This window comes from Flagellimonas algarum, from assembly GCF_040513375.1.
Lineage (GTDB): Bacteria > Bacteroidota > Bacteroidia > Flavobacteriales > Flavobacteriaceae > Flagellimonas_B > Flagellimonas_B algarum.
On record NZ_JBEVTG010000001.1, the window covers coordinates 1,522,113 to 1,545,383 of the forward strand.

The 23,271-nt window shown below is 47.4% G+C and carries 23 protein-coding genes; 7 read left to right on the top strand and 16 right to left on the bottom strand.

The window, feature by feature from the left end; translation table 11 throughout:
• Positions 1–6 precede the first annotated feature (6 nt).
• Both ABV409_RS06980 and ABV409_RS06985 read right to left on the bottom strand, forming a co-directional pair.
• Positions 7–1,341: a vanadium-dependent haloperoxidase gene (locus ABV409_RS06980; protein ID WP_353876831.1), complete on the bottom strand. Its 1,335-nt coding sequence runs from the start codon at positions 1,339–1,341 to the stop codon at positions 7–9.
• Between the two features lie 12 nt (positions 1,342–1,353).
• Positions 1,354–2,085 (bottom strand): hypothetical protein, encoded by a 732-nt coding sequence (locus ABV409_RS06985; RefSeq protein WP_353876832.1) that lies wholly within the window; start codon positions 2,083–2,085, stop codon positions 1,354–1,356.
• A 173-nt stretch (positions 2,086–2,258) separates the two neighbouring features.
• Here ABV409_RS06985 and ABV409_RS06990 point away from each other — a divergent pair, with 173 nt between their 5' ends.
• From ABV409_RS06990 to ABV409_RS07005, 4 genes are all read left to right on the top strand, one after another.
• Positions 2,259–3,116, top strand: a complete 858-nt coding sequence (locus tag ABV409_RS06990; RefSeq protein WP_353876833.1) for a helix-turn-helix domain-containing protein — start codon at positions 2,259–2,261, stop codon at positions 3,114–3,116.
• Between the two features lie 121 nt (positions 3,117–3,237).
• Positions 3,238–3,648 carry a DUF5367 family protein gene (locus tag ABV409_RS06995; RefSeq protein ID WP_353876834.1) on the top strand — a complete coding sequence of 137 codons (411 nt, stop codon included), beginning with the start codon at positions 3,238–3,240 and terminating at the stop codon, positions 3,646–3,648.
• A 6-nt stretch (positions 3,649–3,654) separates the two neighbouring features.
• On the top strand, positions 3,655–4,146 hold the full coding sequence (locus ABV409_RS07000) for an anthrone oxygenase family protein (RefSeq protein ID WP_353876835.1): 492 nt from the start codon (positions 3,655–3,657) through the stop codon (positions 4,144–4,146).
• Positions 4,147–4,172: 26 nt separating this feature from the next.
• On the top strand, positions 4,173–5,009 hold the full coding sequence (locus ABV409_RS07005; RefSeq protein ID WP_353876836.1) for a Rossmann-fold NAD(P)-binding domain-containing protein: 837 nt from the start codon (positions 4,173–4,175) through the stop codon (positions 5,007–5,009).
• 83 nt (positions 5,010–5,092) lie between these two features.
• On the opposite strand, the gene solA is transcribed toward ABV409_RS07005, so the two are convergent.
• From solA to ABV409_RS07070, 13 genes are all read right to left on the bottom strand, one after another.
• Complete coding sequence (gene solA / locus ABV409_RS07010; protein WP_353876837.1) at positions 5,093–6,256, bottom strand: N-methyl-L-tryptophan oxidase; 1,164 nt, start codon at positions 6,254–6,256, stop codon at positions 5,093–5,095.
• A 324-nt stretch (positions 6,257–6,580) separates the two neighbouring features.
• Entirely contained in the window at positions 6,581–7,354 is a 774-nt protein-coding gene (locus ABV409_RS07015) for a methyltransferase family protein (RefSeq protein ID WP_353876838.1), read from the bottom strand.
• Positions 7,355–7,523: 169 nt separating this feature from the next.
• Positions 7,524–9,287 carry a tetratricopeptide repeat protein gene (locus tag ABV409_RS07020; protein WP_353876839.1) on the bottom strand — a complete coding sequence of 588 codons (1,764 nt, stop codon included), beginning with the start codon at positions 9,285–9,287 and terminating at the stop codon, positions 7,524–7,526.
• Positions 9,288–9,394: 107 nt separating this feature from the next.
• Positions 9,395–10,312, bottom strand: coding sequence for an NAD(P)-dependent alcohol dehydrogenase (locus ABV409_RS07025; protein WP_353876840.1), 918 nt, complete (start codon positions 10,310–10,312; stop codon positions 9,395–9,397).
• A gap of 37 nt (positions 10,313–10,349) precedes the next feature.
• Positions 10,350–11,393, bottom strand: coding sequence for an alpha/beta hydrolase family protein (locus tag ABV409_RS07030; protein ID WP_353876841.1), 1,044 nt, complete (start codon positions 11,391–11,393; stop codon positions 10,350–10,352).
• A 136-nt stretch (positions 11,394–11,529) separates the two neighbouring features.
• Positions 11,530–11,916 (bottom strand): hypothetical protein, encoded by a 387-nt coding sequence (locus tag ABV409_RS07035; protein WP_353876842.1) that lies wholly within the window; start codon positions 11,914–11,916, stop codon positions 11,530–11,532.
• Between the two features lie 138 nt (positions 11,917–12,054).
• A complete protein-coding gene (locus tag ABV409_RS07040) occupies positions 12,055–12,846 on the bottom strand; it encodes an SH3 domain-containing protein (protein WP_353876843.1) in 792 nt (263 codons plus the stop codon).
• Between the two features lie 182 nt (positions 12,847–13,028).
• Positions 13,029–14,123, bottom strand: coding sequence for an MFS transporter (locus ABV409_RS07045; protein ID WP_353876895.1), 1,095 nt, complete (start codon positions 14,121–14,123; stop codon positions 13,029–13,031).
• Positions 14,124–14,211: 88 nt separating this feature from the next.
• Positions 14,212–15,237, bottom strand: coding sequence for a bestrophin family protein (locus ABV409_RS07050; protein ID WP_353876844.1), 1,026 nt, complete (start codon positions 15,235–15,237; stop codon positions 14,212–14,214).
• 10 nt (positions 15,238–15,247) lie between these two features.
• Positions 15,248–15,676 carry a VOC family protein gene (locus ABV409_RS07055; protein ID WP_353876845.1) on the bottom strand — a complete coding sequence of 143 codons (429 nt, stop codon included), beginning with the start codon at positions 15,674–15,676 and terminating at the stop codon, positions 15,248–15,250.
• A 117-nt stretch (positions 15,677–15,793) separates the two neighbouring features.
• Positions 15,794–16,222 (bottom strand): DUF4890 domain-containing protein, encoded by a 429-nt coding sequence (locus ABV409_RS07060; protein WP_353876846.1) that lies wholly within the window; start codon positions 16,220–16,222, stop codon positions 15,794–15,796.
• Positions 16,223–16,320: 98 nt separating this feature from the next.
• Complete coding sequence (locus ABV409_RS07065) at positions 16,321–16,509, bottom strand: hypothetical protein (RefSeq protein WP_353876847.1); 189 nt, start codon at positions 16,507–16,509, stop codon at positions 16,321–16,323.
• Between the two features lie 157 nt (positions 16,510–16,666).
• On the bottom strand, positions 16,667–19,165 hold the full coding sequence (locus tag ABV409_RS07070) for a zinc-dependent metalloprotease (protein ID WP_353876848.1): 2,499 nt from the start codon (positions 19,163–19,165) through the stop codon (positions 16,667–16,669).
• A 267-nt stretch (positions 19,166–19,432) separates the two neighbouring features.
• Here ABV409_RS07070 and ABV409_RS07075 point away from each other — a divergent pair, with 267 nt between their 5' ends.
• The 3 genes from ABV409_RS07075 (at position 19,433) to ABV409_RS07085 (ending at position 21,748) form a co-directional block, all read left to right on the top strand.
• Positions 19,433–20,173: a hypothetical protein gene (locus ABV409_RS07075; RefSeq protein WP_353876849.1), complete on the top strand. Its 741-nt coding sequence runs from the start codon at positions 19,433–19,435 to the stop codon at positions 20,171–20,173.
• Positions 20,174–20,510: 337 nt separating this feature from the next.
• The gene (locus tag ABV409_RS07080) at positions 20,511–20,807 is read left to right on the top strand and encodes a hypothetical protein (RefSeq protein WP_353876850.1); all 297 of its coding nucleotides are present in this window, start codon (positions 20,511–20,513) and stop codon (positions 20,805–20,807) included.
• Positions 20,808–21,010: 203 nt separating this feature from the next.
• A complete protein-coding gene (locus ABV409_RS07085; RefSeq protein WP_353876851.1) occupies positions 21,011–21,748 on the top strand; it encodes a leucine-rich repeat domain-containing protein in 738 nt (245 codons plus the stop codon).
• Positions 21,749–21,799: 51 nt separating this feature from the next.
• On the opposite strand, the gene ABV409_RS07090 is transcribed toward ABV409_RS07085, so the two are convergent.
• Complete coding sequence (locus ABV409_RS07090; protein ID WP_353876852.1) at positions 21,800–23,230, bottom strand: SLC13 family permease; 1,431 nt, start codon at positions 23,228–23,230, stop codon at positions 21,800–21,802.
• Between the last annotated feature and the right edge of the window lie 41 nt (positions 23,231–23,271).

A 23,271-nucleotide genomic window follows, 5' to 3' on the forward strand; every position in this document is an offset into this window, starting at 1 on the left:
TCAAATCTATTCATGAATAGGGAGCAAGTAATTGGAGTTCGCATAGGCGCCGATGGTATTGCCAAGACGATGCCCTTCTTCGGAATCATAGCGAAAATGGATGCCCAGGTAGACCCTTGAGATGGCGGCCTCGTAGCCTGCTTGTGAAAAACTATCAAAGGAACGGGTCGGTGGATCCATATATAGGGTTGGAGAGAAAGGGCCAGAACTATCAACGGTTTCCGTAACCATGGTAAACCCATAGGTGTCACCGGTGCCCAAGGTCGCTGCTAGCACCGTCATAGCAGCTGAACTGGCCGTGCCATGTGCTGACGGATACGAAGGAAAGGCATAGGTGTGCTGATGTAGATTGTTCCAATCGGGATCTGCTTCAGTAGCATCGTTGCCATCGTGTTCCGCCCATCGTATCGCCGTATAAGGCCGCCAATGATTGTAGTGGAACTTGTTGTCAAAGACGTTGATATACGCATCGTAAACCGTCATGTTGAGCAGGGCGTAGACACGCGCGGCCTGCCAAAGATCTAAGGTTTCCTGGACGATAAGTTGGCGGGCCAGTCGGTTATGGGAGTTTTCGACGAAGTCTTTCCACCATAAAGCCAAATGCCGTTGGTCTTGGCTTCGCACTTCACTGTTTTCAGACCCAAAGGATTTCACCTCATCAAATGCCGTGGCATAAGCCGCACTTTGGATGTCCGGCGGTGGGGGTGACCGAAACTGATCTGCTTTTTGGAGCAAGAACGTTTTGGCTTGGGCCCAGCCTGCACCGAACACAAAACCCTCGGGGGTTCCACTATGTTCGTTGAATTCGGCGTAAACGCCAGGTGCCATAGGGTGCCAGGTGTATTCGGCTTCGCCGTTCCAACCATCATCTTGACGTAAATCGATTATGGCGCTGGCAGCCGCTTCACCTAAGGCCTTGGCCTGGGTGATTTGGGATTCGGGGATTTCGGTGGTCCATTGCCCCAACAAACTGTCAAGCACTGACTTTTGATCAGGATATTGCCCTACAGCCACGGTATGCATGGCATAAGCCACCGAAAGCTCTGGTAAGCTCGCGGAACTGGCCGACTCAAAAGTGTAGGGGGTATAAACGGGAGCGATGCTGTTCAAAGCATCGTGGGCGGCCACATGCATCATGGCTGCGGTGCGAAGGCCTTTTAAGGTTAACAGCCCATCTTCGGCCACTGCCATTTCGAAAACGCTGCGGTTGAAGGCATCCAACACTTTGGTGCCGTGGTTTTTTGGGTCCACGGTATTCGGGCTGCAGGTCATCAGCAGGATGGTGGCACATAGACCGCTTAGGGTCAGAATAACGGAACGGGAAATAGCCTGTGGTTTCATAGGTATTTGTTTTTAGCCCTTGATCAGGGTTCGGATGAGATATTCAATGGTTTCAGATCGCCCCAGCAGTTCGATGAAACAAGCGTAGATATTGATTCCGACGGCAAGCCAGGTAGCCGGATGTTTTAGCTTTTGATATTTCAAGGCCGCCAAAAGGACCATGGCGATGATCAAGCCTTGGGTGAAATATACCGGACCCATAATCTCGATATCGGGCCAATCATCGATGTTCATGACAATAGCGATACCCTGGATGCCGCGCCCCAGGGCCGGCATCATGATGATAAAAACCGTACTGATCAACCACCACGCGTGATTTTCCATGTTTTTCCTTTCGATGATGCTTTGGATCACGGCGTAACCGAACGCCAAGATCATGGGGATTTCCACTGCGGCCACCCCGATGAAGAACCACGGCTCAAAAGGGCCAAAAAGATCCCTGAACTCAGCCGAACGATCGGCCGAAACAATGTCGCGGTGCATCATGCTAAAAGCGGTTATGCATACCCCACCGGCAAGGAACATGCCGATGATACCGTTGGTTCGATGTCTGGCCAGTTGGCCATGGGTCGCTAAATACGGTTGGATGATCAAATAGAGGTACCAAATCGTTCCACTCCAATAGTGCACATGTACCGACCAAGCGTTGTCGGTAAAATCTCCCCAATAGTCCCTAAAGATGCCGAATTGCATGAACACCATCGGAAGCAGCATCCAAAGGTGTAGGCTTTTGTATTTCTTCATAAAAGGTTGTGGTTGTTATATGTTAAATCATTGATTAAAAGGTAGTTGATCTATCGAGTGAAGAAGTGTGGAATTGTGTCAATGGTTTGGATTCCTTTATTTTTGGTCTGTGGTCGGCCACAAATGCGGGAATGCTTTGCGGCGCGGCCGAATTTCAGTAACTTAACTTTCGTATGGTACGCGACGTCCTCAATATCAACGAGTTCATTGTCTTGATCGAACAGGCAGATTCCGACAAGGTAATCATCGATTCGTGTCGTTTTGACGAACCTCTGATCGCAGTGGCTTTTTATGGCTCGGGCAATGTGCATTTGAGTATGGATTATGCCGGACAAAAGAACGCTTATGAGCATACCAAGGGATTGGCCATTTCGTTTTATGCCGATACCACTGTTGATTGTGTACATACCGTTGCCCCTGATAAGCCCTTGCAATGTGTTTTGATCGCTACGGCGCCCCGCAACCTTCAAAACCTGCCCAATGGGGAAGGCGAATTGTTTACCGATCTTTTAGACCAATTGGTGCGGCCGAAGGCACCCTATGTAGAAGGGCCGCGGTTTTTCATGACCCCTGAGATGGAACAGATCGTCGACAATATTTTTGCCAATAGGTATGAAGGAAAGGCCAAGATGATGTTCTTTAGAAGTCAGGTCACTGCTTTGCTATCCCATTTCTTCTGGCAGTTGTCTACCTTGGAAACCCAGGATATCAAAACCGGGGAACGTGAAAAACTATACCATGCCAAAGAGATCCTCTCGAACAATTTGGAGACACCCCCTTCGTTGGCTGAACTCTCGCGCCTAATCGGATTGAACACTTTTCAATTGAAAAAGGACTTTAAGGCCATGTTCGGGGTCCCTGTTTTTAAATACCTGCAAAACGAACGCATGGTGAAAGCCCATGATCTGATTCGAAGGAACGAAGCCACCGTACAGGAAGCGGCGTGGCACGTGGGCTATGATAGTTTAAGTTCGTTTTCAAACGCTTTCCATAAAAAATTCGGTTTCCGACCGAGCGATGTCAAGGTTTGAATTATCTGATATACAAATACTTGCGATAACTGCTCCTTTTCGAACAAATCATCCTCCTTTTTGAACAAGCCGCGGTTTTAGACGGGTCCTAGTTTTGTGCTGTAATCAAAATACAAACATCATGAAACTATTAAAATCGATACTCATCGCAGTCACCATCTGGACCTTGGGGGTGCTCTCTTTTACGGTATCCTTTTTTGTGCCGGTACTTGACGACTCCCAATTACAGGCCAATCTCGTATTGTTCTTAGCCATAGGCCCTATCGTTTGGTTCGGATCTTGGCTGTATTACCGAAATGGTCGTACTACCCACGGCTTACAGGCCGGCCTGTTCTTTTTCGGGATGGCCGCCTTGCTCGATGCCTTGGTGACCGTGCCTCTATTGGTCGTACCACAAGGAGGGAGCCACCTTGCCTTTTTCTCCGATCCGGGCTTTTGGGCCATTGGTCTTGAATTCGTCTTAACGACCCTATTGTATTGGCATGTCAAGGTGAGAAGTCGTACACAGAAGTTTATGAATCAATCAAAATGAAGCATCATGGAAGTAACAGCAAGCAATCTAACCCTATTCGCGGCAACACTATTAATTGGGCTTACAGCAGGGCTATGTTTCACCTGGGGAAACGCCGTTACCCCTGGTATTGGACAATTGGAGGACCTCGGGTACCTGCAGGCCTTTCAGAAAATGAACAGAAGTATTGAAAACCCGATGTTCTTTATGGTCTTTTTTGGATCGTTTTTGGTGGGGATAGCCGCCATCATTTCAAACAAAGCCATATCACCAGAGCATTTTAGGTTGGTCAGCTTGGCCATCGGAATCTATTTTATCGGGGTCGTGTTGGTAACGGTTTTCGGCAACGTGCCATTGAATCGTTTGCTCGACAATGCCGATTTGGCGCAAAGTACAACCCTCGAATTGCGACAATTGCGTGAGCGGTTCGAACAGCCTTGGAACCGGTTCCATATCCTTCGGATCCTATCGGCCATCATCGCTTTTTCAATGCTCCTTATCGCAGGAATCAACAAATAAGTATAAACATCAAAATTCTAAACATCATGAAAAAAAACGTATTGGTATTAGGTGGAACCGGAAAAACCGGAAAAAGAATCGTAGAACGTCTTGAGAAACTAGGCCACCATGTAAGGATCGGTTCCAGAAGCGCGCACCCGGCATTCGACTGGGGCCAGCCTGCGGCTTGGCCGAAGGTACTTGAAGGGATCGAAAGCGTTTACATCACCTATCAACCTGACTTAGCTGTGCCAGGGGCAAAGGAAGCGGTAGCAGCGCTTACAAAAGTCGCCAAGGCACAAGGGGTTAAAAAATTGGTCCTGTTATCGGGCAAAGGTGAAGTTGAAGCGGAACGCTGTGAGCAAATCGTATTGGGATCAGGGATCGACAGCACCGTCATCCGGGCCAGTTGGTTCAATCAGAATTTTAGCGAAAGCTTTTTTCTGCCCCCGATACAAAGCGGGGTAGTTGCCCTACCTTTTTCCCATTTGGGAGCTCCCTATGTCGATGCCGATGATTTGGCCGATGTTGCGGTGAACTTGTTGCTGAATGAAGGCCATCAAGGGCGGATTTATGAATTGACAGGTCCGCGCTTGTGGAACTTTGAAGAGATCGTTGCGGCGATTGCAACCGAAACGGGTCGCGATTTGAAGTTCGTTCCAATTAGTTTGCAGGCATTTGTCGAAGCCTTGACCGCGCAAGGCGTGCCGGCCGACGTGGTTTGGTTGATGGAATATCTTTTTACCGAGGTATTGGACAATCCTTCGAACCAAGTCGTTACCCAAGATATCGAACGGCTATTGGGCCGGCCCCCTATCGATTTTCTGCAGTATGTCAAAACCACCGCCAAGACCGGTATTTGGAATGCCGCTGTAGAAGCATAAACCAACCATCCAGATGAAGGCACCCCTTCCGTTTTCGGTCGGGGTGTTTTTTGGTATAGACAGGGATGCGAAGAAGGTCCTTGTTAAAACCGATCGGCCTGTAAAAACCCAATTGGTAGTTCGGTACTTCCCCGACTTGCCAAATCGGCTACTATTTCGCCGATAACACTAGCGAATTTGAATCCATGTCCACTGAATCCGGTGGCGATCACTACTTTTTCATCATATCCGGGAATAAAATCAACGATAAAGTGCTCGTCTTGGGTTTTGGTGTACAGGCAGGTCTTCATGACCAAGGTACGGTTATAGCCATCGGGCAAGAACGCATCCAAAAATTCGATCAAGGCGTTTTCATCTTGTGCCCGGGTCGATCGGTCGACCTTATCAGGGTCGGTAACCTCCCCACCAGGATGGTGCATACCCAATTTCAAACCCAAAGGCCCCCCGAATTGCCCAGCAGGGACAATGGGGAATCCGTAAAAGTCACGATCGCCATTGCGGATCAACCAACACGGAAATACCGAATGATCGAAAACTGGCCATTTTTTCGGCTGTACCCAGGCCAATGGTTGTCTGGTGACACTCACTTTGGGGGCGAGGCCCGGGGCCAATTTTGCCGCCCAAGGGCCTGCGGTGATCACCAATTTATCGGCCGTGTACGTGCTGCGGTCCGTGGTAACGATGATGCTTTCTTCTTCACGGTACCAATGGACCACTTTTTCATTGGTTTTGATGACCGCACCATGGAACAGGGCTTGCTGTGCGTATAACAGGATACAGCGTTCCGGTGTCAGGAAACCGGCATCCGGCTCTTCAAGACGTTCAAAATCATGGGGTAAGCGAAATTGAGGATATTTCTCGCTACAGGCTTGTGCACTGAGTTCGTTAATGGGGATGTCGTAGGCTTCGGAAGATGCTTTGACGGTTTGTAAAAACGAACTCCCAGGGGTGCCGAAATACACCATGCCCGATCTAAAGAATACCTGGGTGCCGGTCTCGGCTTCCAAGTCGGCCCAGTTTTGATAGGCCCTTTCCAAAAGGGGGACATAAACGGTGGCTTCCCCATAGGCCTTTCTTATGATGCGGGTCTGCCCAGCGTGCGATCCCCATGGATGGGTGATGTCGAACTGCTCTAACCCCAACACCTTATGCCCCTGTTTTGCCAAATGGTAACAGGCCGATGAACCCATGCTGCCGACCCCGATGACGATTGCATCAAAATGCATGTCAGGTAAACGAGCCCCCATACTATTTCCTTGATGTTTGGACTAAAAATAACCCTTTTCTTTTACAGCAATGGCTTAAGGGAAGGCTGTTTCTTGGACTTCGTATGGAAGACCGGAAATGAAAAAGGGCATCTTTTGGATGCCCTTTGGCCGGGGATAGCTGTTATCGGTTACAGGAAAGACAGATCTGGCGATCCGAGTAACCGCTTTTTTTGGTATTCTCTTTCGGGCGCTCGGGATCAGTTGCCTGAATGGCGTACCATCCAAAGAAAAAAGGTCTCTTGTATGTGGTTCTTGATTTCATGTTTTGATTGATTAGATCGTTTTTTGATGATATTATTGTTCTTAGACACCTTTTGGCAGGGTCGATTTTCTAGCAGTACCTTTCTTGAATTTCGTAAAAGGTACCAGCATCGGTTTTTTAGCTTGATAGGCCTTGTAGGTATCACCGAACTCGTCGACCAGGTCTTTCTCTTCGAACAAGGTGCCGATGATGACATAGGCCGTAATGGCTATCGCAAAGACCAAATGGGTTACCGTCATGGTCGGTGTGGCCCACATACCCAAGAGCATTCCGAAGTACAGCGGATGCCTGACGTAATCGTAGAATAAGGTAATCCTAAACTGCAATTGGGTATAGGGTTTCCCCATTAACTCCAAAAAGGTCTGGCGTAGGCCGAACAGGTCGAAATGGTTGATCAAGAACGAGCTGATGAACAAAATCGCCCAACCGACGAAGAAAAGCACGTAAATAAGGGTATACCAAATACTATCCGGTGCAATTGCCCATAGCTGCCCGCCGATCGGTTGCCAGTTGTACACCAAATTGAACAGGAGGATACCCGAGATCAAAACGAAGGTGCTGCGTTCAATGGGTTTCGGAAAATACCGGTAAAAAAGGGACTTGAACCATTTCCTGGCCATGATGCTGTGTTGTACACCGAATAGGGCGATCAATAGGAAATTGTTCATCAATGCCCAGATTACGGACATTTTGGGTTCTTGGTCGATTCCGATTTCAGGAATCAGGTTGCCCACTGATGCGATCCAAAACAAGATGGAACCGAAGGCGATCAAATAAGCCACGATCGAATACGTGAACATTACAATTTTTCTCATGATGTTGTGATTTTAAATTCAGGGCAAACCTAGGCGGTAAGTCAGGTTCCTTCAGTATATAGAAGGTTTACAAAAGGGTTACCATCAGGAAGGATGGGGTTTACAAATGGGTTACAAACGCTATTTTTAGCGCGGTAAAGTGCTTAAAATCAAACTATTGCAAAATTCGCTAGAAGTTGCGTAAAAATGTTGTTAAATCGTCTTCGGGACTTAGGTTGAGCTTCTTTCTTAGTCGATTTCGACTCATTTTCACCGATGCTGGATTGATGTTTTGAAGGGTGGCGATCTGTTTGGTGTTGAGGTCCAATTTAATAAACGAGCAGAGACGAACCTCGGTTTTCGTCAAGCCTTCGAACTGTTCGTTCAAACGCGCATAAAACGAACTGCTGAGTTCATCGATTTTATGGTGAAAGGCATCGCTGTCTTTATTGACCCAGATCTTGTTCTTGATGTCAGCTTCAAGAAGTTCCAATTCCTTAACACGTTTTCGCCCGGTGGCCGCCTTCAGCGTATTCAACCGTTCACCCAATGATTCGGCCCATTCTTGATTGTTCGAAATGTTGACCGCCATAGTCGTCAGGTCTTTTTTCTTGTATTCGATCTCGGTATTCAAAAGACGGTTCTCTACCTTCTTTAATTTCAGGTTCTGCCGGTATTTGTAATAGAGAAAGGTCATGAACCCGATGACTCCCAAACTGACCATTAATAAAAGATAGAATTTGGTGTTCTGCTTGTTCAGCTGACGTTCATAGGCAACCTTTTGCTCGGTTTGTTGTTTATGGAACTGGATGCTATCAGCCAGTTGTTGCTTTTCAAATTCGTAGGTCATCTCGGCCCGCGTCATTTCTTGGCTACGTTCAATGTTGAACAAGGAGTCTTTTAGGGTCGCGAATCGTTGGTTGTATGACAATGACCTACGGTAGTCGCCAAGGCCCTCATACGCCCTACCCAAGCAGTTACATGCCATTTTTTGCGAATTGATGGCACCTGAGTTCACGGCCATGTCCAATCCTTTTTGGCAATCGATACGGGCTTCCACAAAACGCCCCATGGCCAAGAAGTTGTTCCCTCGGTAGATGTAGGCCGAGGTCAGGCCATCGTCATCTTTCATCACCTTTTTGATCTGTAAACCTTTATTCATGAATTCCAAGGCCTTATCGAAATCCCCCAATTGTGAATATTGGGCACCGAGGTTACTGTAGCCACGAGACTCTGATTTCAAATCACCCAGCTCCAGCGATAGGGCCACACTTTTTTCGAAATCATCGATAGCCTGTTTGACGTTCCCCAACTGCGCCTGGATCAATCCGATATTGTTGTAGACCAATTGCAAGCTGTTCTTCATACCCAGCGACTCCTTGATTTCAAGGCTTCTTTGGTAATACCCCAAGGCACGTTTTAAGTTTTTCCAGTCGGAATGCACATTTCCCAAATTGTTCAAGGCCCGCGAAATGGTGATCTTATCTTCTAAGGCCTCAGCCTGTTTCAAAGATTGTAGGAGGTAATCCTGTGCCTGCGGATAGTTGCCCAATTCGTAATATACCGTTCCGATATTGCCCAAAATAATGGCGACCTCTTTTTTCAGGCCAAGGGCTTTGACCATGTCATGGTTGCGGAAAAAGTATTCATGCGCCTTTTGGTATTGCCCTTGTTCGGCATGGGTTATACCGATCCATTTTAAGGTTTTGGCTTCCCAGGCTTTGTTTCCGACCTGCTCGGCGAAATTCAATACGTCATGACCGGTTTGTCTTGAGGTTTCCGCACTGGCACCTAATTGCGCTTGCGCCAAGGTGATTCCGTAATGGAAGCGTATCGAATCGGATAGCTGGGTATTTCCAAAACCGTTTTGCAAGCTATCGAGCCTTTTGTTTTGCCCATGAACCCCGAAAGGAATCAAGAGCAGTAGGGCGCCTATGTAGTACAAAGCCTTCACCGGTCGGTTGATTTACCTCCTAAATTAAGGATTCTTACCCAAAGCTGAACGTTAGACAAGATCCAACTCCCGTGCGTAAGGTCAGTGCGAGACTATTGCATCACACCTTAGGAAAAGGTGACCAATATATTGCCCTTTTTACGCCCCGAATCCACATAGTGATGGGCCTTGACGATATCATTGAGATCGAACTCCCGGTCAATGTAAGAGGTCAGTTTCCCGGATTGGTAAAGGGCGATTACTGTTTTCAATTGTGCGGATTTCTCTTGGGTGATCATGTTTACCGAAACGAAGTTCCCTTCGGGTCGCAACACTTTTTTCGCCAATTTTTTGGAAGTTTTGCCAACGGCGTCAAAGATGACATCATAAGCTGTCTCCCCTTTATGGTACTTGGTTTCCGTATAATCGATTACATGATCCGCCCCTAGGGACTTTACCATATCGAAATTAGGTCGACTGCAAACAGCTGTAACCTTGGCCCCTGAATTTTTGCCCAATTGAACGGCATAGCTGCCGACACTTCCCGAGGCTCCATAGACCAAAAGGTTTTGGTCTTTGGCAAGGCCTGCCTTATCCAAAAGAAAAAACGCGGTCATCGCCCCGATAGGAAGGGCGGCGATCTCTTTTTGGGCCATCGCCGCAGGGATCACTTCAAGAACCCCGTGTTTCCATGTTTGGGGTACGCAGACGTATTCGGCATGTGCTCCGGTCGGTAGCATGGTCGTGGTACCCAAGACATGATCGCCGGTCCGTATCGAAGTCACGCGATTCCCGATCGCTTCGATCCTGCCGACGAATTCATGGCCGAGGATTTGTTTTTTGGGTTTGAACAAGCCGAATAACAATCGGGCCGGTAACCAAAACAAAGGAGGAAAATCGGAAGCCCTTAATCGGCAATCCCCTGATGTGACCGTGGTGGCCAAGACTTTGACCAGAACTTCATCGGGTTTGGGTCGGGGCTTGTCCATGTCGGTGATCTTGACCACTTCGGGAGCTCCATATGAAGTATATCGTGCCGCTTTCATTGCTACCTTAAAGGTACGAAGGAATCACAGTTTCCGGTTAAGGGTCCAAGCCTTCCAACCAATTTTTCATGGCGTCTAAATACCCTTCGGGTCGGATGTAGGGCAGCTCGTTGTCTTGGAACTCGAAAAAGCCTCCGGTTTCGCAAATGAAAAGGTTGTGGTTGGCTTCCGGATAGGTGATCAAGGTCAATTTTCCTTGGGGTCCGAGGGTCTCTTCGTAAATCCTTTTCGTCCTTCGCCATTCCACGTTTTTGTCCTTTCCCCCAAAAATCGCCAAAACCGGGCATTCGATTTGTGATAGGGTACTTTCGAAATCGGCGAGGTAGATCTGTTGCCCCGTGACCGGATCAAACGCTTCGTTCATAAAGCGGGGTTGGTACGCTTCATAGTCTGACTTGGTGGTTTCGCGATAGTTATTGAAACGTTTTAAAAAAGAGGTCTTTCGGAGGTTTTGGGTCGCGGCCTGGGCCGCCTCAAAACTACCCCCGGAGTGCACGATCCTATTGCCTTCGGCCCATTCTTCGACGATTAGATCTACCGAATCTTTCGGCATACCCCCAAGTAAAAGATTTTCTTGCAAGAGATAATTGAAGTTTTCTCGAGCGTATACCCCGGAAACCGAAATCCAAAATTTGATATCCTTTCGGGTATTGATGACCAGTGGGTTGATCCAACCGGCTCGGCTGATACCCCAAAGCCCGATCGTATGGGCACCAGCGATATCTTTGGTTTTAAGCGCTTGTATAGCCGCGAGTACTTCCTCGGCACTGTTTCGTACTGGTTGGTTGTAGTCGAAGGTACCTTCACTTTTCCCACATCCTTGTTTGTCATACATATAAGTCGCGTATCCAGCTTGGGTAAGGGCTTGGCGAACATCACCATGCCAGTTTTGGGCTACGGCATTCGTGCGGCCAGAACCGTGTACGACCAAGACCACCCCTTTTGGCGGTTGCTCGGGTTGTGTCAACACCCCGTGTAGGGTCTGGTTTTCGAATTCGAAACTGAACTCGCTGATTTTTTGCTGTGCATAGGTCAAAGACCAAGCCGCGAACATACCGATACAAAGTAGTTTTTTCATCATAGGAGGGCACTCGATTTCCTTAAGGAGAGGTATTTATGCCAAACGTTACAGTAGGGCCTTATTTTTCAAGAAGAGTTGTTTTTTTGATTGTATTGGCACAACATTTCAAAGGCTTTTCAGCTTAAGGGCTTCCTTCTTACCTTCGATACGTTTCCGTGAAACAATCGGCACAGTCACCGATCAACACCAGTTGATCCCCTTCCCAAGCGATGATGCTACGAAAGCCATTTTCCTGGACCACCATTTCCCTGGGTTCGTTATACAGCTGCGATTCTTGGGTGCTGATGAAATAGTCGACAGTCGCGGTCAACACTCCATTGCGATAGGTACGGATGGTTGTGGAACTGATCTCAAGACGTCGTGTACTACCTGTACTTTCCGGTGTTTCGGTTTGTCCGGCGATACCCCCTGAAGAACCGACCCATTGCCAGCTGCCGAGGATGCTTTGTGTTTGGGCTTCGTCAGTTTCATCGGAGCATGCGATCAGACATAAGAACAAAAAGGCGGGAAGTACACGTTTCATATTGGTGGTTTTGGATAAGGTACGGCTTTGGCGTTTTCGTTGCGTTTGAGGTTGGGAAACCCTCGTAAAGTCGTATGCTTATTGCGACAGGGCATAAAAAAACCGGGGTAAGACCCCGGTGTTCTTTGCAATTGCTTCCTAGCGGTTTTGGGCCAGATCCAAACCCTGTGGGGTCCAAATCAATTCTTTGGTTTCCACACTGGTTTTTTTCCAATTCGCCGCTTCGTCGAAGTACTCGCCCACCTCCTTTTTATACCGGATCTTACCGGCGACCCCATGGGCATCATCCGGAAAAATAAAGGCTTCCGAAATAAAGTAGGCTCCGGCATCATGTACTTGTGAAAGTCGAGCCACCGTGTGTAGACGCCCTTGCTGCTGGAACAAGTAAATTCCGCCGCCTTCAACGCCACAGGCGTCCGCCACATAATCGACCCACACCATACCGTCGATACCCGTCAACCCTTTGGTGCCCAACATGTTCAAGTAAAATTGATCATTGCCCAATCGAATGGCTTTCTCCGAAAAACCGCCTTCAGCTTTTAACGACCGAATCACCAATTGGGAAACCCCTCCGACTTGGGCCCGGCCGAAGAAATGATCGATACCGTTGATGGTCAGCTTCTCCAACGCCAAGAGACCCCCGAGTACATAGCCTTCGGTGCCTTTGTAATCGACCTTGTAGTAGTGGTGGTCCATGCCTTTGTATCGCCATGAATTGTCATGCCGTTCGATAACCGACATATGGGAACCGATCGATAAGGTCTTCAATACCTTGGCATCGGTAGTCGGTGATTCCCGAAGTTGGACCTGATCCCCAAAAAGATAAACGATTTGCCCGGGTTCAAACCCACATTCGTCTTCAAGACAATGCAATTTGTTTTGGGCATTCGCGAACAAACAGATGGCTAGTAAGGTAAGGATGGATAACATCTGTTTTGTTTTCATCGATTTTGAATTAAATGATTAAAGAACTTTATATACCTACTTCACTATCACCGGCCTTGGTTGTTCCTATCGATGAAAACCCCTAATTATCCGTTGTACTACATCAATTACGAAATCCTTAACAGAAGTATCCTCCGTTGCTATAGCAGCGAAAAAGTAAAGATGATCTATGTCGTGCCCCTCGACGTATCGGAAAAAAGACGAAAGCATCCAAAAACGGGACCGAGGGCGAGTAGGGCGAACCACCAAATGGAATCCGGTGAGATCAACAAGCGGGACAAGAGTTCGATACTGACGATGGTTATGGTGAATCCGATTCCATTGACAATGGTCAAGGCGGTTCCTTTCAGGGGCAAGGGTGCATTTTGAGCAACAAGGGTAGCGAATAGGGGTGAATCGGCGATGACCACCATCCCCCAAAACAAAAAGAAGGATAAAAACAACCAGGGTGGTGCTATTTGAAACAATAACGGACAAAGCAAGCAACAGCAACCCGAAAGCAATAGGGCGGTGCGGGCTACTTTTTTCGTGCCCAGTCCGCTGCCTAGGTATCCGGCGAGAACGCAGGCAAGGGCCCCACAAGCAATTCCGGCAAAACTCCAAAACGAAACGGCGAATGCAGTTTGTTGTATGGAATTATAGGATTGCAGTAGCCATGGAATAAAGGTCCAAAACGCATAAAGCTCCCACATATGTCCGAAATAACCAAAGGCGGCCGATCGAAAAGTATGGTTTTTGAAAACTGATAGAAAAGCGTTCCATTGCACCGGCGCCCCTGACTTACGATAAGGGCCGTTTGGTACCAAGGCCCAAAGCAGTAGCCCGCCTATCGCCGCTAGGGCCGAAGTTGCTTGAACTACCGTCTGCCAGGGTAATTCTTGGCCCCAAAACTTCAGTAGGTGCGGAAAAGCGGTTCCCAATACCAGGGCCCCGACCAGATAACCAAGTGAAGTTCCCAGGCCTTTTTCGAAGTAATCGGAGGCTATTTTCATTCCAACGGGGTAAATACCGGCTAAAAAGAATCCGGTGAAAAACCGACTGATCCATAAGGAAGGTAGGGTGTGTTCGGGCCAAAGTAGCGCTAAATTGCAACAACTGCCCAGTAACGCGCAGATCAAAAAGACCCGGGCCGGGGCGAATCGATCGGTCAATGTGGCCATGGCGAATAACAAAGTTCCCGCGATAAACCCGAACTGTACCGATGCGGTCAATGTTCCGGTTGCCGTGTGCTGTAAATCGAAGGCCGATAACAACGAAGGCATCACGGCATTGCTCGCGAACCATAGCGAGGTGCAGCAAAATTGAGCCAGTACAATGACCGGTAAGATGTGGGGTTTGACCGTCGCCACACTACATCAGGATTCCGTTTTTCGCTTGAATGGCTGGCGGAAGATCGGTTTCACCCAACATTTCACGTAGATCGATTTCAATCGTGCGGCACAAGGAAAGCATCGGGATGTCATTCCCCATTCCGGAGAACGGATTTTCCGAATAGTCACCGATGAGTTCCATACTGATGTACACCCATCCGATCAGTGCGGTCAAGGGTACCGATAAAAAGAACCCAAGATCGCCCGTATGCATGAGCTCAGGGATCATACTAAACGGCAATAAGAGCAAAAAAATCCAAATAAAGACGTTGCTGATATTGGCATATTGTCGCGGTAGCGGAAATTTTTTGATGCGTTCGCATTTGCCTTGATGTTCATAAAAATGATAGAGCACTTGCATCATTTCCATATGCCGAAAATCATCAATGAGGTTGTCGGCCCTTAACTTGCGAAGATCACGGGCCTGTTCATTAATGATTTGGGTGGCGGTATTCACATGACCCACCAACCGATCGTGTTCCTGGGGCGGCAACAGATCTTTGAGTTCGACCCGGGTCACTTCGTCATCGACAAGACCGATTCCAAACTTCTTTTGGTACATCCTTCCAACTTTGCCCGTCGCGCCTTTTTGACTGGAATGTTCCCAACTGGTGGCGACCAAAAGTTGGCTTCGTAAGGCGTACAACCAGGCGATATGGCGGTAGATCAGCCGTTGTTTTATCATGGCGAGATCTTGACCGTTCGGGTGGAACTGTTCGGTAACGAATCCGTCTACGTAGGAGCCCCAAGCCCTACTACTGTTCACAATGGCTCCCCAGATTTTTCGCGCTTCCCACAGACGATCGTAGGCACTGTTGTTTTTGAAACTGATGTAAAAGGCCACTGCCGTACCAATGACCGAAATGGGCAACCACGGAATGGTTATGGTGATGACGCCGATTCGGTATAAATAAGCGATCAGGGCGGCACCGAGCAATAAATAGGTGATGTGGTGCCATGTCCATCGGAGGATACGGGAAAACTTAATGCTCTTGGTTATGATCATGAGGTATGGTTTAGGTGTTGTATGGTTCGGTTACTTGGCGCTTCGAAATCCACCAGTAGTTTCCATGCAGATCGATGATGCCTCCTTGATAATCGCCATAATCCATGGCCATGGGGGCAAAACAATTGGTTGCACCATGACGCAAGGCGCGTTGGTATACGCTATCTACATTGTCGACATAAACGTATAAGGCGGTTCGCATGTTCTCGAACTCGCCCCGTGCTTGACTGATCATCAAACAACTATCTCCGATTTGTAGGATGCAATTGGCGATTTCACCATTGGCTTTGTTCACCGTACGGTTCAGTTCTTTAGCATCGAAGGCATTTTCAAGAAAGGTGATTTGCGATTCAGGCGAAGCGACGAATAGATAGGCATTCAAGGTGTGAAAGCCCGGGGGCCTGTAGGTTGTGAATCGGGCGCGGTCATTTACGGTCATGGTCGGTGACGGTTTGGTTTCCTTTACCAAGATAGCAAATCGGAATTTGGTAGGCTTAAAAAAGAAAACCCCCGACACGCGCAGGGCGTACCGAGGGTTTCACATCAACAAAAAACACTACCTGCTGCGCCCTTCGCGCTGCATGCTTCTTTTAGTCTTCATTTTTCGATGGAGGTTCAGCTTTTTCCATAACTGGAATTGCTCATCGGTCAAAATTTCCTTCAATTGCTGTTGATGGGCGATTTGCCGATCCAGACGTTCGTTCTGTAATTCGAATAACTCGTCGGCTGACGGTTTTCCGTCTCTTTTTTCGCGGGCTGCCATTTTGGACTTCCTGAATTCGGCCTCGGCAACATTGATATCGAAAAGTTGTTGTTGTTGCGACTCGTCGAGGTCAAGGGCCAAGGTCATTTTTTTGGTGTGCAGCGTGGCAACTTGTTCGGCTGAAAGTTCTTTTAAAACCTGTTTCTTGGAATGGTGGCGGTTTTGTTGGGCGAACCCGCTAAAGCCCATGACCAAAGCGAGGGCCAGAATGATTTTTTTCATGATCTTGAATTTTACGATTTATCCGTATGACCATGAACGCGCCCATTGGTTTAATGGGGCTATTGGGTTTGTGAAGCTTTTAACAGAAAGAAGGGAAGTTATTGACCGTCTGCCTCGGATTCGTTCAGTGGCTCGTCTTCCAGACGATCTTCCAGTTCGATGTCGGTAACTTGTTCTGAAGCCAATTCAAGTTGCAGTCGGTCTTGTTGTTGTAAGTCGTAGTAATAATAGCCTGCCGCGAGAAAACCGCATAGATAGATCAGGCTTTTAATTTTATAGGCTTTCATAACGTCAGATTTGGTTTACACAAAGTAGCAAAAAACCAGGTCGATTTCTTTAAATTGTTGTGAAGCGCCAATTCCTGTAGGTCAATTGCAGATTACCATAGACAAAAAAAGCGGCGAATTTTCGATTCGCCGCTATGTTTCATTGTAAAAGCCGATTCTAGCTCGGGTCGAGAATGGCATCGATGCGCTGCAATGCATCTTGCAAATGATACCGGCTCATAGGATCGGATGCCCTGGAGATACCATTACGGATATCCCGTTTCAGGTTGTTCAATTCGGCCCTGGCCACAGATCGGATGTCTGACTGACTGGTATTGACGGCCGTTGATTTGCGATACCCTCCGAAGTCGGATAACTTTCTTTGGTTTTCGGCGGTCATTAGATATTCCAAACGGTCAATGTGGGCCTTTTGGAGATTCCGACGATAGGTGTCGATTTTTTTACCCGACCGTGTTTCCGACCACAATCCGCGTCGCAGATCGCGCATCAGTTCGAGCATCCCATAGGCTTGATCACCATTCGCTGTTTCATTTTCGATTATCCGTGCCAACTTGCCCAATCCTAAAATGGTATTGAGGGTGCGCACCTGTAAGCCTCGAATGCGTTCAACAGACCCTGAATATTGCACCTTGTTAAAGATTTCTTGGTCGATCAGCCATTCGGGTGTTTCAAACAATTCACTTTGTAGAAAGGCCAAGCAATTCTTTTGATGGGCTCTATCGACATGGGTATAGACCGCACCTTCTTGGTCAGCGGTTTTGTAATATTCATAAACCCCACCGATGTTGTTGGAAACATGCCCCATATAACGCCTGAATTGATTGACGACTTGGCCGTACATGGTGTTTAGGTCATCATAGGTCTTGCCATCTTCCGTAGTCCATTCCATGAGTTTGGGTACGATCCGTTGCAGGTTGGCAATACCATAGGTGCTGGCCTTGATGGCATCATCACCGATATCCTCGGTTTGCGAACTCGGGTCGTGCACGTCACCGACCTGTTGGTGTCCAAAGCGGTACATGGGATCGTCGGCATGCGCCGTGATCCATTTGTTCAAAATGGGCTTTTCATCTTCGGCTTCGGTATCCAAAATAGGACGATAGCCCCAGCGGATCGAATGTTTGTCATACACCCCGATGTTCGGCATGAGGGCCACATCCCCGTCTTCCGGTTGGGCCACATAGTTGAAACGGGCGTAGTCCATGATGGATGGTGCCGTACCGAACTTCTTGGTGAAACTTTCCGAACGGAGCGAATCGACAGGATAAGCCGCACTACTTCCCATATTGTGTGGCAAGCCCAAAGTATGCCCTACTTCATGGGCTGAAACGAAACGGATCAACCGTCCCATGATTTCATTTTTAAAAGCTACGGTTCGTGCTTCCGGATTGATGGCCGCAGTCTGAACAAAGAACCAATTCCGAAGAAGGGTCATCACATTATGGTACCAGTTGATGTCCGATTCCAAAATTTCGCCGCTACGAGGATCACTGACGTGAGGTCCGTTGGCATTTGGTATGGGCGAGGCCAGGTACCGTACTACGGAATAGCGTACATCTTCTGGCGACCATTCGGGATCCTCCTCTTCACTCGGGGGGTCTTTTGCGATAATGGCATTTTTGAATCCGGCAGCCTCAAAGGCAACCTGCCAATCTTCGATACCTTGTTTAATATAAGGTACCCATTTCTTTGGCGTGGCCCGATCGACATAATAAACGATCTGTTTTTTAGGTTCGACCAGTTCACCGGCCTTGAACTTTTCAATATCCTCTTCCTTGACTTCCAATCGCCAGCGGTCAAGATAGCGTACCAATTTGCTTTCTTGGGCGTCAAGACCGTAATCGACCTGGCCTCTGGCGAACCATCCGACACGCTCATCGAAATACCTGCGCTTCATGGGCTCTTTAGGCAAGAGGATCATGGAGTTATTGATCTCAATGGAAATCGAACCCAAGCTTTGGTTGCTTGGGGCGGCTTTGGCCGCATAGGTTTTGACATGTCGCGCCTCGATATTGAGCGGGTAACTTTTTATCGATTCGATATAACTACGGTCCCCATCCATTCGGCTGACCTTATAGCGGTTCCTAAACCGTGACGGTATTCCGAGGGCGTTCACATCCTTGGTGAATAACGGATCGACTTCGATGACCGTAGCGGGGGCCAATGAATCCTTGGTGTTCAGGGCTTTGATATCGAAAGCGAAAAGCACCGGTTCGAAATTGGAGTTGACCACGGCTTCGTGGATCGGTAGGGAGTCGGCTGCGTAATTGCCATAAGAAACGACGCGTAATAATACCTTTTTGGGTTTTTTCTCCCATCGCAATACCTGGGTATTGATCTTGCCACCACCGAATCCGATTCCCGTCGCGGTTTTCGAAATCCGGCTTACCATGAGCATTTCCCTATTGAAAAGGGAATCCGGTATTTCGTAAAAATGCTTTTGATCGACTTGGTGTACACTAAAAAGCCCGGTATCGGTGGTCGCTTCTTTGGTGATGACCTTATCGTAGGGTTGTATGTCCCCTTTTTTCGGTTTCGGTTCGGATTTTTGCTCGGTTTTCTTCTTTTTCTTTTTGAAGATCTGGGCCTCTGTTCGATGAAAAGGAACCATCATTAGGAGTACCAAGATCATGCTCGAAAGCAACTTTGATTTCATTTCAGGTCGTTTTGAATTAGTCCAATTCGCCAAAGAACTAAAAAATAGCAAAAGCAAACTGTTAAAATCGTATTAAGGGGGAAAATATTTTTCAGGATATCAAACCTTCGGGAGTCCTGCGTTTTACTGATAGTTTCCGTTGAAACGCCCACTATAGTTGCGATAAGAGCGATTGCCCCATTTGTTAAAAAAGCCAAAATACTGTAACAAAAGAATATTTGGATAGTCTTATAAGCAAATAACATCAATCATCAAATCAATCAAAAAATGAACAAGTTATTAGTTATTTATGGGTGTATGATACTAGGTACATCACTCATAGCGAAAGAACAAGAAAGTACGGTCACCGGACCCATGGTGAACACCAATTTGGAAGTGATCGGTACCACAGTTGAAGGTTTAGCGACATCAGGTTTAGATGTCGAGTTGGAAGAGGCTCCATTGTTGCTGACAAAAGTGACCATTAATGAGCCCGAAGTGTTGGAAACGGATGAAATTGCGTTCCTTGAAATCGAAGAAGAGGTGGATTTAGGTTTTGATACCGCCGACTATCTTCCTGAAGGTTTCAATCCTTATGAAAGCTATTTTGATTTGAATTCCATCATATTCGTCGAAGTTGAAACTGAAGAGCTCGGGTACGACACCAGTTCGTATCTCCCCGAAGGATTCGATGCCTATGCAGAAGTAATCGATCTGCGTACCATCAACTTCATGGAAGAGGAAGAAGAAATCGACCTAGGTTTTGACACGGCAGACTATTTGCCCGAAGGATTCGATCCTTACGGTGACTACAAAGCCGTCGATGCCATCGAATTCAAAGAAGTCTCTAACGAAGATGACTTGGGCTTCAACGCAGAAGCGCACCTTCCAGTTGCTTTCGACGCGTATACTGAAGTAGTGAACATCGATTCGATCCAGTTTGTCGAAGATGACACCATAGAATTGGGATTCGATACCAGTGCGTATCTGCCCGAAGGATTTGACCCCCACGTGAGGTCAACTAGGTAGGATGTTTTCATTTTATCAAATTTTTGAGTTAGTTAGTTGAAAATCCCGGCGTCAGCCGGGATTTTTAATGGATAAAAAGGGAACATCGAACCGGTTAACAAAAAAATAACGAAGAATTCGACGAAGTGCAAATGCCAATGAAGTAAAGAAAACCTTATCAAGTTCTCAACACCGGCCCTCAGACCATGCCGATTTGACAACGTTTAAGGCCAATTCGTAAAAAAATGGTGCTGCCGTCCGTAGGGGTGATTGAAAAAGAAAACATCCAAGGATAATAAAATACGTATGTATGCGTACTAATGCATGCAAACAAAACACATTCATCAAATAAAAAGACATGAAAATAAAGAAATACATATCGACACTGTTTTTAGCCGCGTTACTGATTCCATTGTTCAGTGCTAAAGAAGATACCGATGCCATCGAAACGACGGAGGATTTGACCGCTGTCGTATTCACCGAGGAAACCCTCGAACTTGATTTTGATACTGCGGACTTCCTTCCTGAAGGATTCGATCCGTATGCGAACGAGGTGCCCCTTGAGTCGATCCAATTCATTGAAGAGGATGAGGTGGAATTGGGCTTCGATACGGCAAAATACCTGCCCGAAGGATTCGATCCTTACAGGGGATAAACCTAAAAACAAGCTTATTTACTACTGAAAAGCCCGATAAGAATCGGGCTTTTTTGTGCATTTCATCGAAAAAAGGGGCCTTTCATGGAGGGCGTTAACATAAATTTCTATTTTGAGAAAGTGAATCACCTCAATGAGAGAAATTTGCGGTTCACCGATAAATAATAACCGTTTATCGATATAACGTTCCAAATCAAAGTAAAATGAAAACAATCAAAAGCCTCATTACCGCCGTTTTGGTCTTTGCCATCAGCTTTTCCGCTTTCGGTCAGGACGAAGTCAGTGAACGCGAAGTAATCGCCTTATTGGAATTACAATCACGGACCAAAGGAAATTTGTGGACCCATCAGTGGGATCGCAATACTCCGATTGCACAATGGCATGGGGTCACGGTTAAGGACGGTAAAGTAGTAGCCCTTGATCTTTCGAACAATAACCTGCAAGGAAAGATTCCTTTGACCATTGGTAACCTGAAATACCTGCGTCATTTAGATTTATCAAATAATAATATCGAAGGAAAGATGCCTCGATTGTTCAGAAAGCTTCAGTATTTGGAGACCATCGACTTGGCGGGTAATAATCTTGAAGGGCCGCTCCCGACAACCATTTACCGATTGGCTAGCTTGACCGAGTTGAACGTAGCCGGCAACAATCTCGAAGGCTCCTTGCCCGAGGCCCTCACCGAATTGTCGAAGTTGACGACCTTGGCCGTTGCCGATAATGCCTTCGAAGGAACCATGCCTGCAGGTATGGAAAAAATGAAGAAATTAAAGAAGCTGTATATCGCGAACAATGCATTTAGCAACTTGGATAATCTAAGGAGCTTGGCCGCACAACAGATCGTGATGACCGATATCGACGTCAATTCCGCGAATTTCAAGCCCATTGATTTTGAACAGAACGGGCTATCGAAGTTGGAGTTCGTCGATGAGAACGAGTGACAATAAACTGACTTACTACGTTTTAAAGCACCCTTAGGGGTGCTTTTTTTATTAAAACAACAGCGGGATAACGAATTGGAAGACCAATATCAATAAGCCTACCGAGATAAGGTTCAGCACGATGCCCACCCTTGCCATTTGCGGTACTTTGACATAGCCGCTCGCAAATACGATGGCATTTGGTGGCGTTGCCATGGGCAGCATAAACGCACAGCTACTTGCCATGGTTACCGGAATCAATAGGTACAAGATGGGTAACCCCAGGCCGATGGCAATACCGGCAACTACCGGGGCCAATACGGCCACTAAGGCCACATTGCTCATCAATTCGGTCATAAAGAGCATGAGCAAGATCAGCAAGGAGGCCGTCAACAAGATACTGATATCGCTACCCGCGATCGCCCCGGCCACCAAATCGACGATGCCGCTGACCGACATGCCTTTGGCTAAAGCCAATCCACCTCCGAAAAGGATGAGAATGCCCCAGGCCAACTTTGAGGTGTCCTTCCATTTGATGATAAAATCACCTTGTTTCAAATTGTAGGGTACAGCGAACAAGGCAATTGCCGCGAAAATACTGATCATGGTATCGGAAAGGCCAAGTGTAGGGAAGATGGTATTGATCAAAGTCCTGAAAATCCATAAGAAGACGGTGATTCCGAAAATGATCAAAACCATTTTCTCTTTACCCGAGGTCGGTCCGAGCTTGTGCAGTTCTTCTTGAATGACTTCCTTGGAAGCATTGAACTGAAGGTTTTTGTTCGGAAACATCCATTTCACCAAGACGAAATAGGTAATGGTGATAAGCAGCAACGAAAAAGGGAGTCCTAAACTCATCCATTTTAGAAAAGAGATCTGGATGTTGTATTCATTTTCCAATAGTCCGATCATGACCGAGTTCGGGGGCGTCCCTATCACGGTCGCAATACCTCCGGCATTGGCCGAAAAGGCGATACCCAACATCACGCTAAGGGCGAAATTTTGATCATTTTTCGTAAAACCATCGGCATCGTCGATCAATAGTCGGATTACTGACAGCGCGATCGGCAACATGACCACCGTACTAGCGGTATTGCTGATCCACATGCTCAGGGAGGCCGTGGCGATCATAAAACCCAAAACCACCTTGTTGGGGGTGGTGCCGGTTAGTTTGATAATGTTCAGGGCGATGCGTTTATGCAAGTTCACCTTCTCTAAGGCCAAGGCCATGACGAATCCGCCAAAGAACAAAAAAACGATCGGGCTGCCATAATTGGCGCCCACCTCGGCTATGGGCAGGATCTTCAACAGCGGAAACAAGAGCAAAGGAAGTAGGGCCGTGACCGATATGGAGACCGCTTCGGTAATCCACCAGACCAACATCCAGAGGGCTACGGCGATGACGGCGTCACCCTGTTCCGAAACCAAAACCAAGGGCAAATTGAGAACAATCAAAAAGATAAGGGGGCCGATGGCCAGCCCAAGTTTCCTACTCAACTCCATAGAGTTCCGAAACTAGGGTTTTTTCAGAAATTGGCTGCTGT

Bases quoted from the DNA above. Each gene is read 5' to 3' on its own strand.
- ABV409_RS07085 (WP_353876851.1), top strand. From the start codon at position 21,011: ATGAAAACAATCAAAAGCCTCATTACCGCCGTTTTGGTCTTTGCCATC.
- ABV409_RS06980 (WP_353876831.1), bottom strand. From the start codon at position 1,341: ATGAAACCACAGGCTATTTCCCGTTCCGTTATTCTGACCCTAAGCGGT.
- ABV409_RS07015 (WP_353876838.1), bottom strand. From the start codon at position 7,354: ATGAGAAAAATTGTAATGTTCACGTATTCGATCGTGGCTTATTTGATC.
- ABV409_RS07025 (WP_353876840.1), bottom strand. From the start codon at position 10,312: ATGAAAGCGGCACGATATACTTCATATGGAGCTCCCGAAGTGGTCAAG.
- ABV409_RS07000 (WP_353876835.1), top strand. From the start codon at position 3,655: ATGGAAGTAACAGCAAGCAATCTAACCCTATTCGCGGCAACACTATTA.
- ABV409_RS07065 (WP_353876847.1), bottom strand. From the start codon at position 16,509: ATGAAAGCCTATAAAATTAAAAGCCTGATCTATCTATGCGGTTTTCTC.
- ABV409_RS06990 (WP_353876833.1), top strand. From the start codon at position 2,259: ATGGTACGCGACGTCCTCAATATCAACGAGTTCATTGTCTTGATCGAA.
- ABV409_RS07075 (WP_353876849.1), top strand. From the start codon at position 19,433: ATGAACAAGTTATTAGTTATTTATGGGTGTATGATACTAGGTACATCA.
- solA (WP_353876837.1), bottom strand. From the start codon at position 6,256: ATGGGGGCTCGTTTACCTGACATGCATTTTGATGCAATCGTCATCGGG.
- ABV409_RS07005 (WP_353876836.1), top strand. From the start codon at position 4,173: ATGAAAAAAAACGTATTGGTATTAGGTGGAACCGGAAAAACCGGAAAA.
- ABV409_RS06995 (WP_353876834.1), top strand. From the start codon at position 3,238: ATGAAACTATTAAAATCGATACTCATCGCAGTCACCATCTGGACCTTG.
- ABV409_RS07055 (WP_353876845.1), bottom strand. From the start codon at position 15,676: ATGACCGTAAATGACCGCGCCCGATTCACAACCTACAGGCCCCCGGGC.
- ABV409_RS07090 (WP_353876852.1), bottom strand. From the start codon at position 23,230: ATGGAGTTGAGTAGGAAACTTGGGCTGGCCATCGGCCCCCTTATCTTT.
- ABV409_RS07040 (WP_353876843.1), bottom strand. From the start codon at position 12,846: ATGTTATCCATCCTTACCTTACTAGCCATCTGTTTGTTCGCGAATGCC.
- ABV409_RS07050 (WP_353876844.1), bottom strand. From the start codon at position 15,237: ATGATCATAACCAAGAGCATTAAGTTTTCCCGTATCCTCCGATGGACA.
- ABV409_RS07060 (WP_353876846.1), bottom strand. From the start codon at position 16,222: ATGAAAAAAATCATTCTGGCCCTCGCTTTGGTCATGGGCTTTAGCGGG.
- ABV409_RS06985 (WP_353876832.1), bottom strand. From the start codon at position 2,085: ATGAAGAAATACAAAAGCCTACACCTTTGGATGCTGCTTCCGATGGTG.
- ABV409_RS07070 (WP_353876848.1), bottom strand. From the start codon at position 19,165: ATGAAATCAAAGTTGCTTTCGAGCATGATCTTGGTACTCCTAATGATG.
- ABV409_RS07045 (WP_353876895.1), bottom strand. From the start codon at position 14,123: ATGCCTTCGTTGTTATCGGCCTTCGATTTACAGCACACGGCAACCGGA.
- ABV409_RS07035 (WP_353876842.1), bottom strand. From the start codon at position 11,916: ATGAAACGTGTACTTCCCGCCTTTTTGTTCTTATGTCTGATCGCATGC.
- ABV409_RS07080 (WP_353876850.1), top strand. From the start codon at position 20,511: ATGAAAATAAAGAAATACATATCGACACTGTTTTTAGCCGCGTTACTG.
- ABV409_RS07030 (WP_353876841.1), bottom strand. From the start codon at position 11,393: ATGATGAAAAAACTACTTTGTATCGGTATGTTCGCGGCTTGGTCTTTG.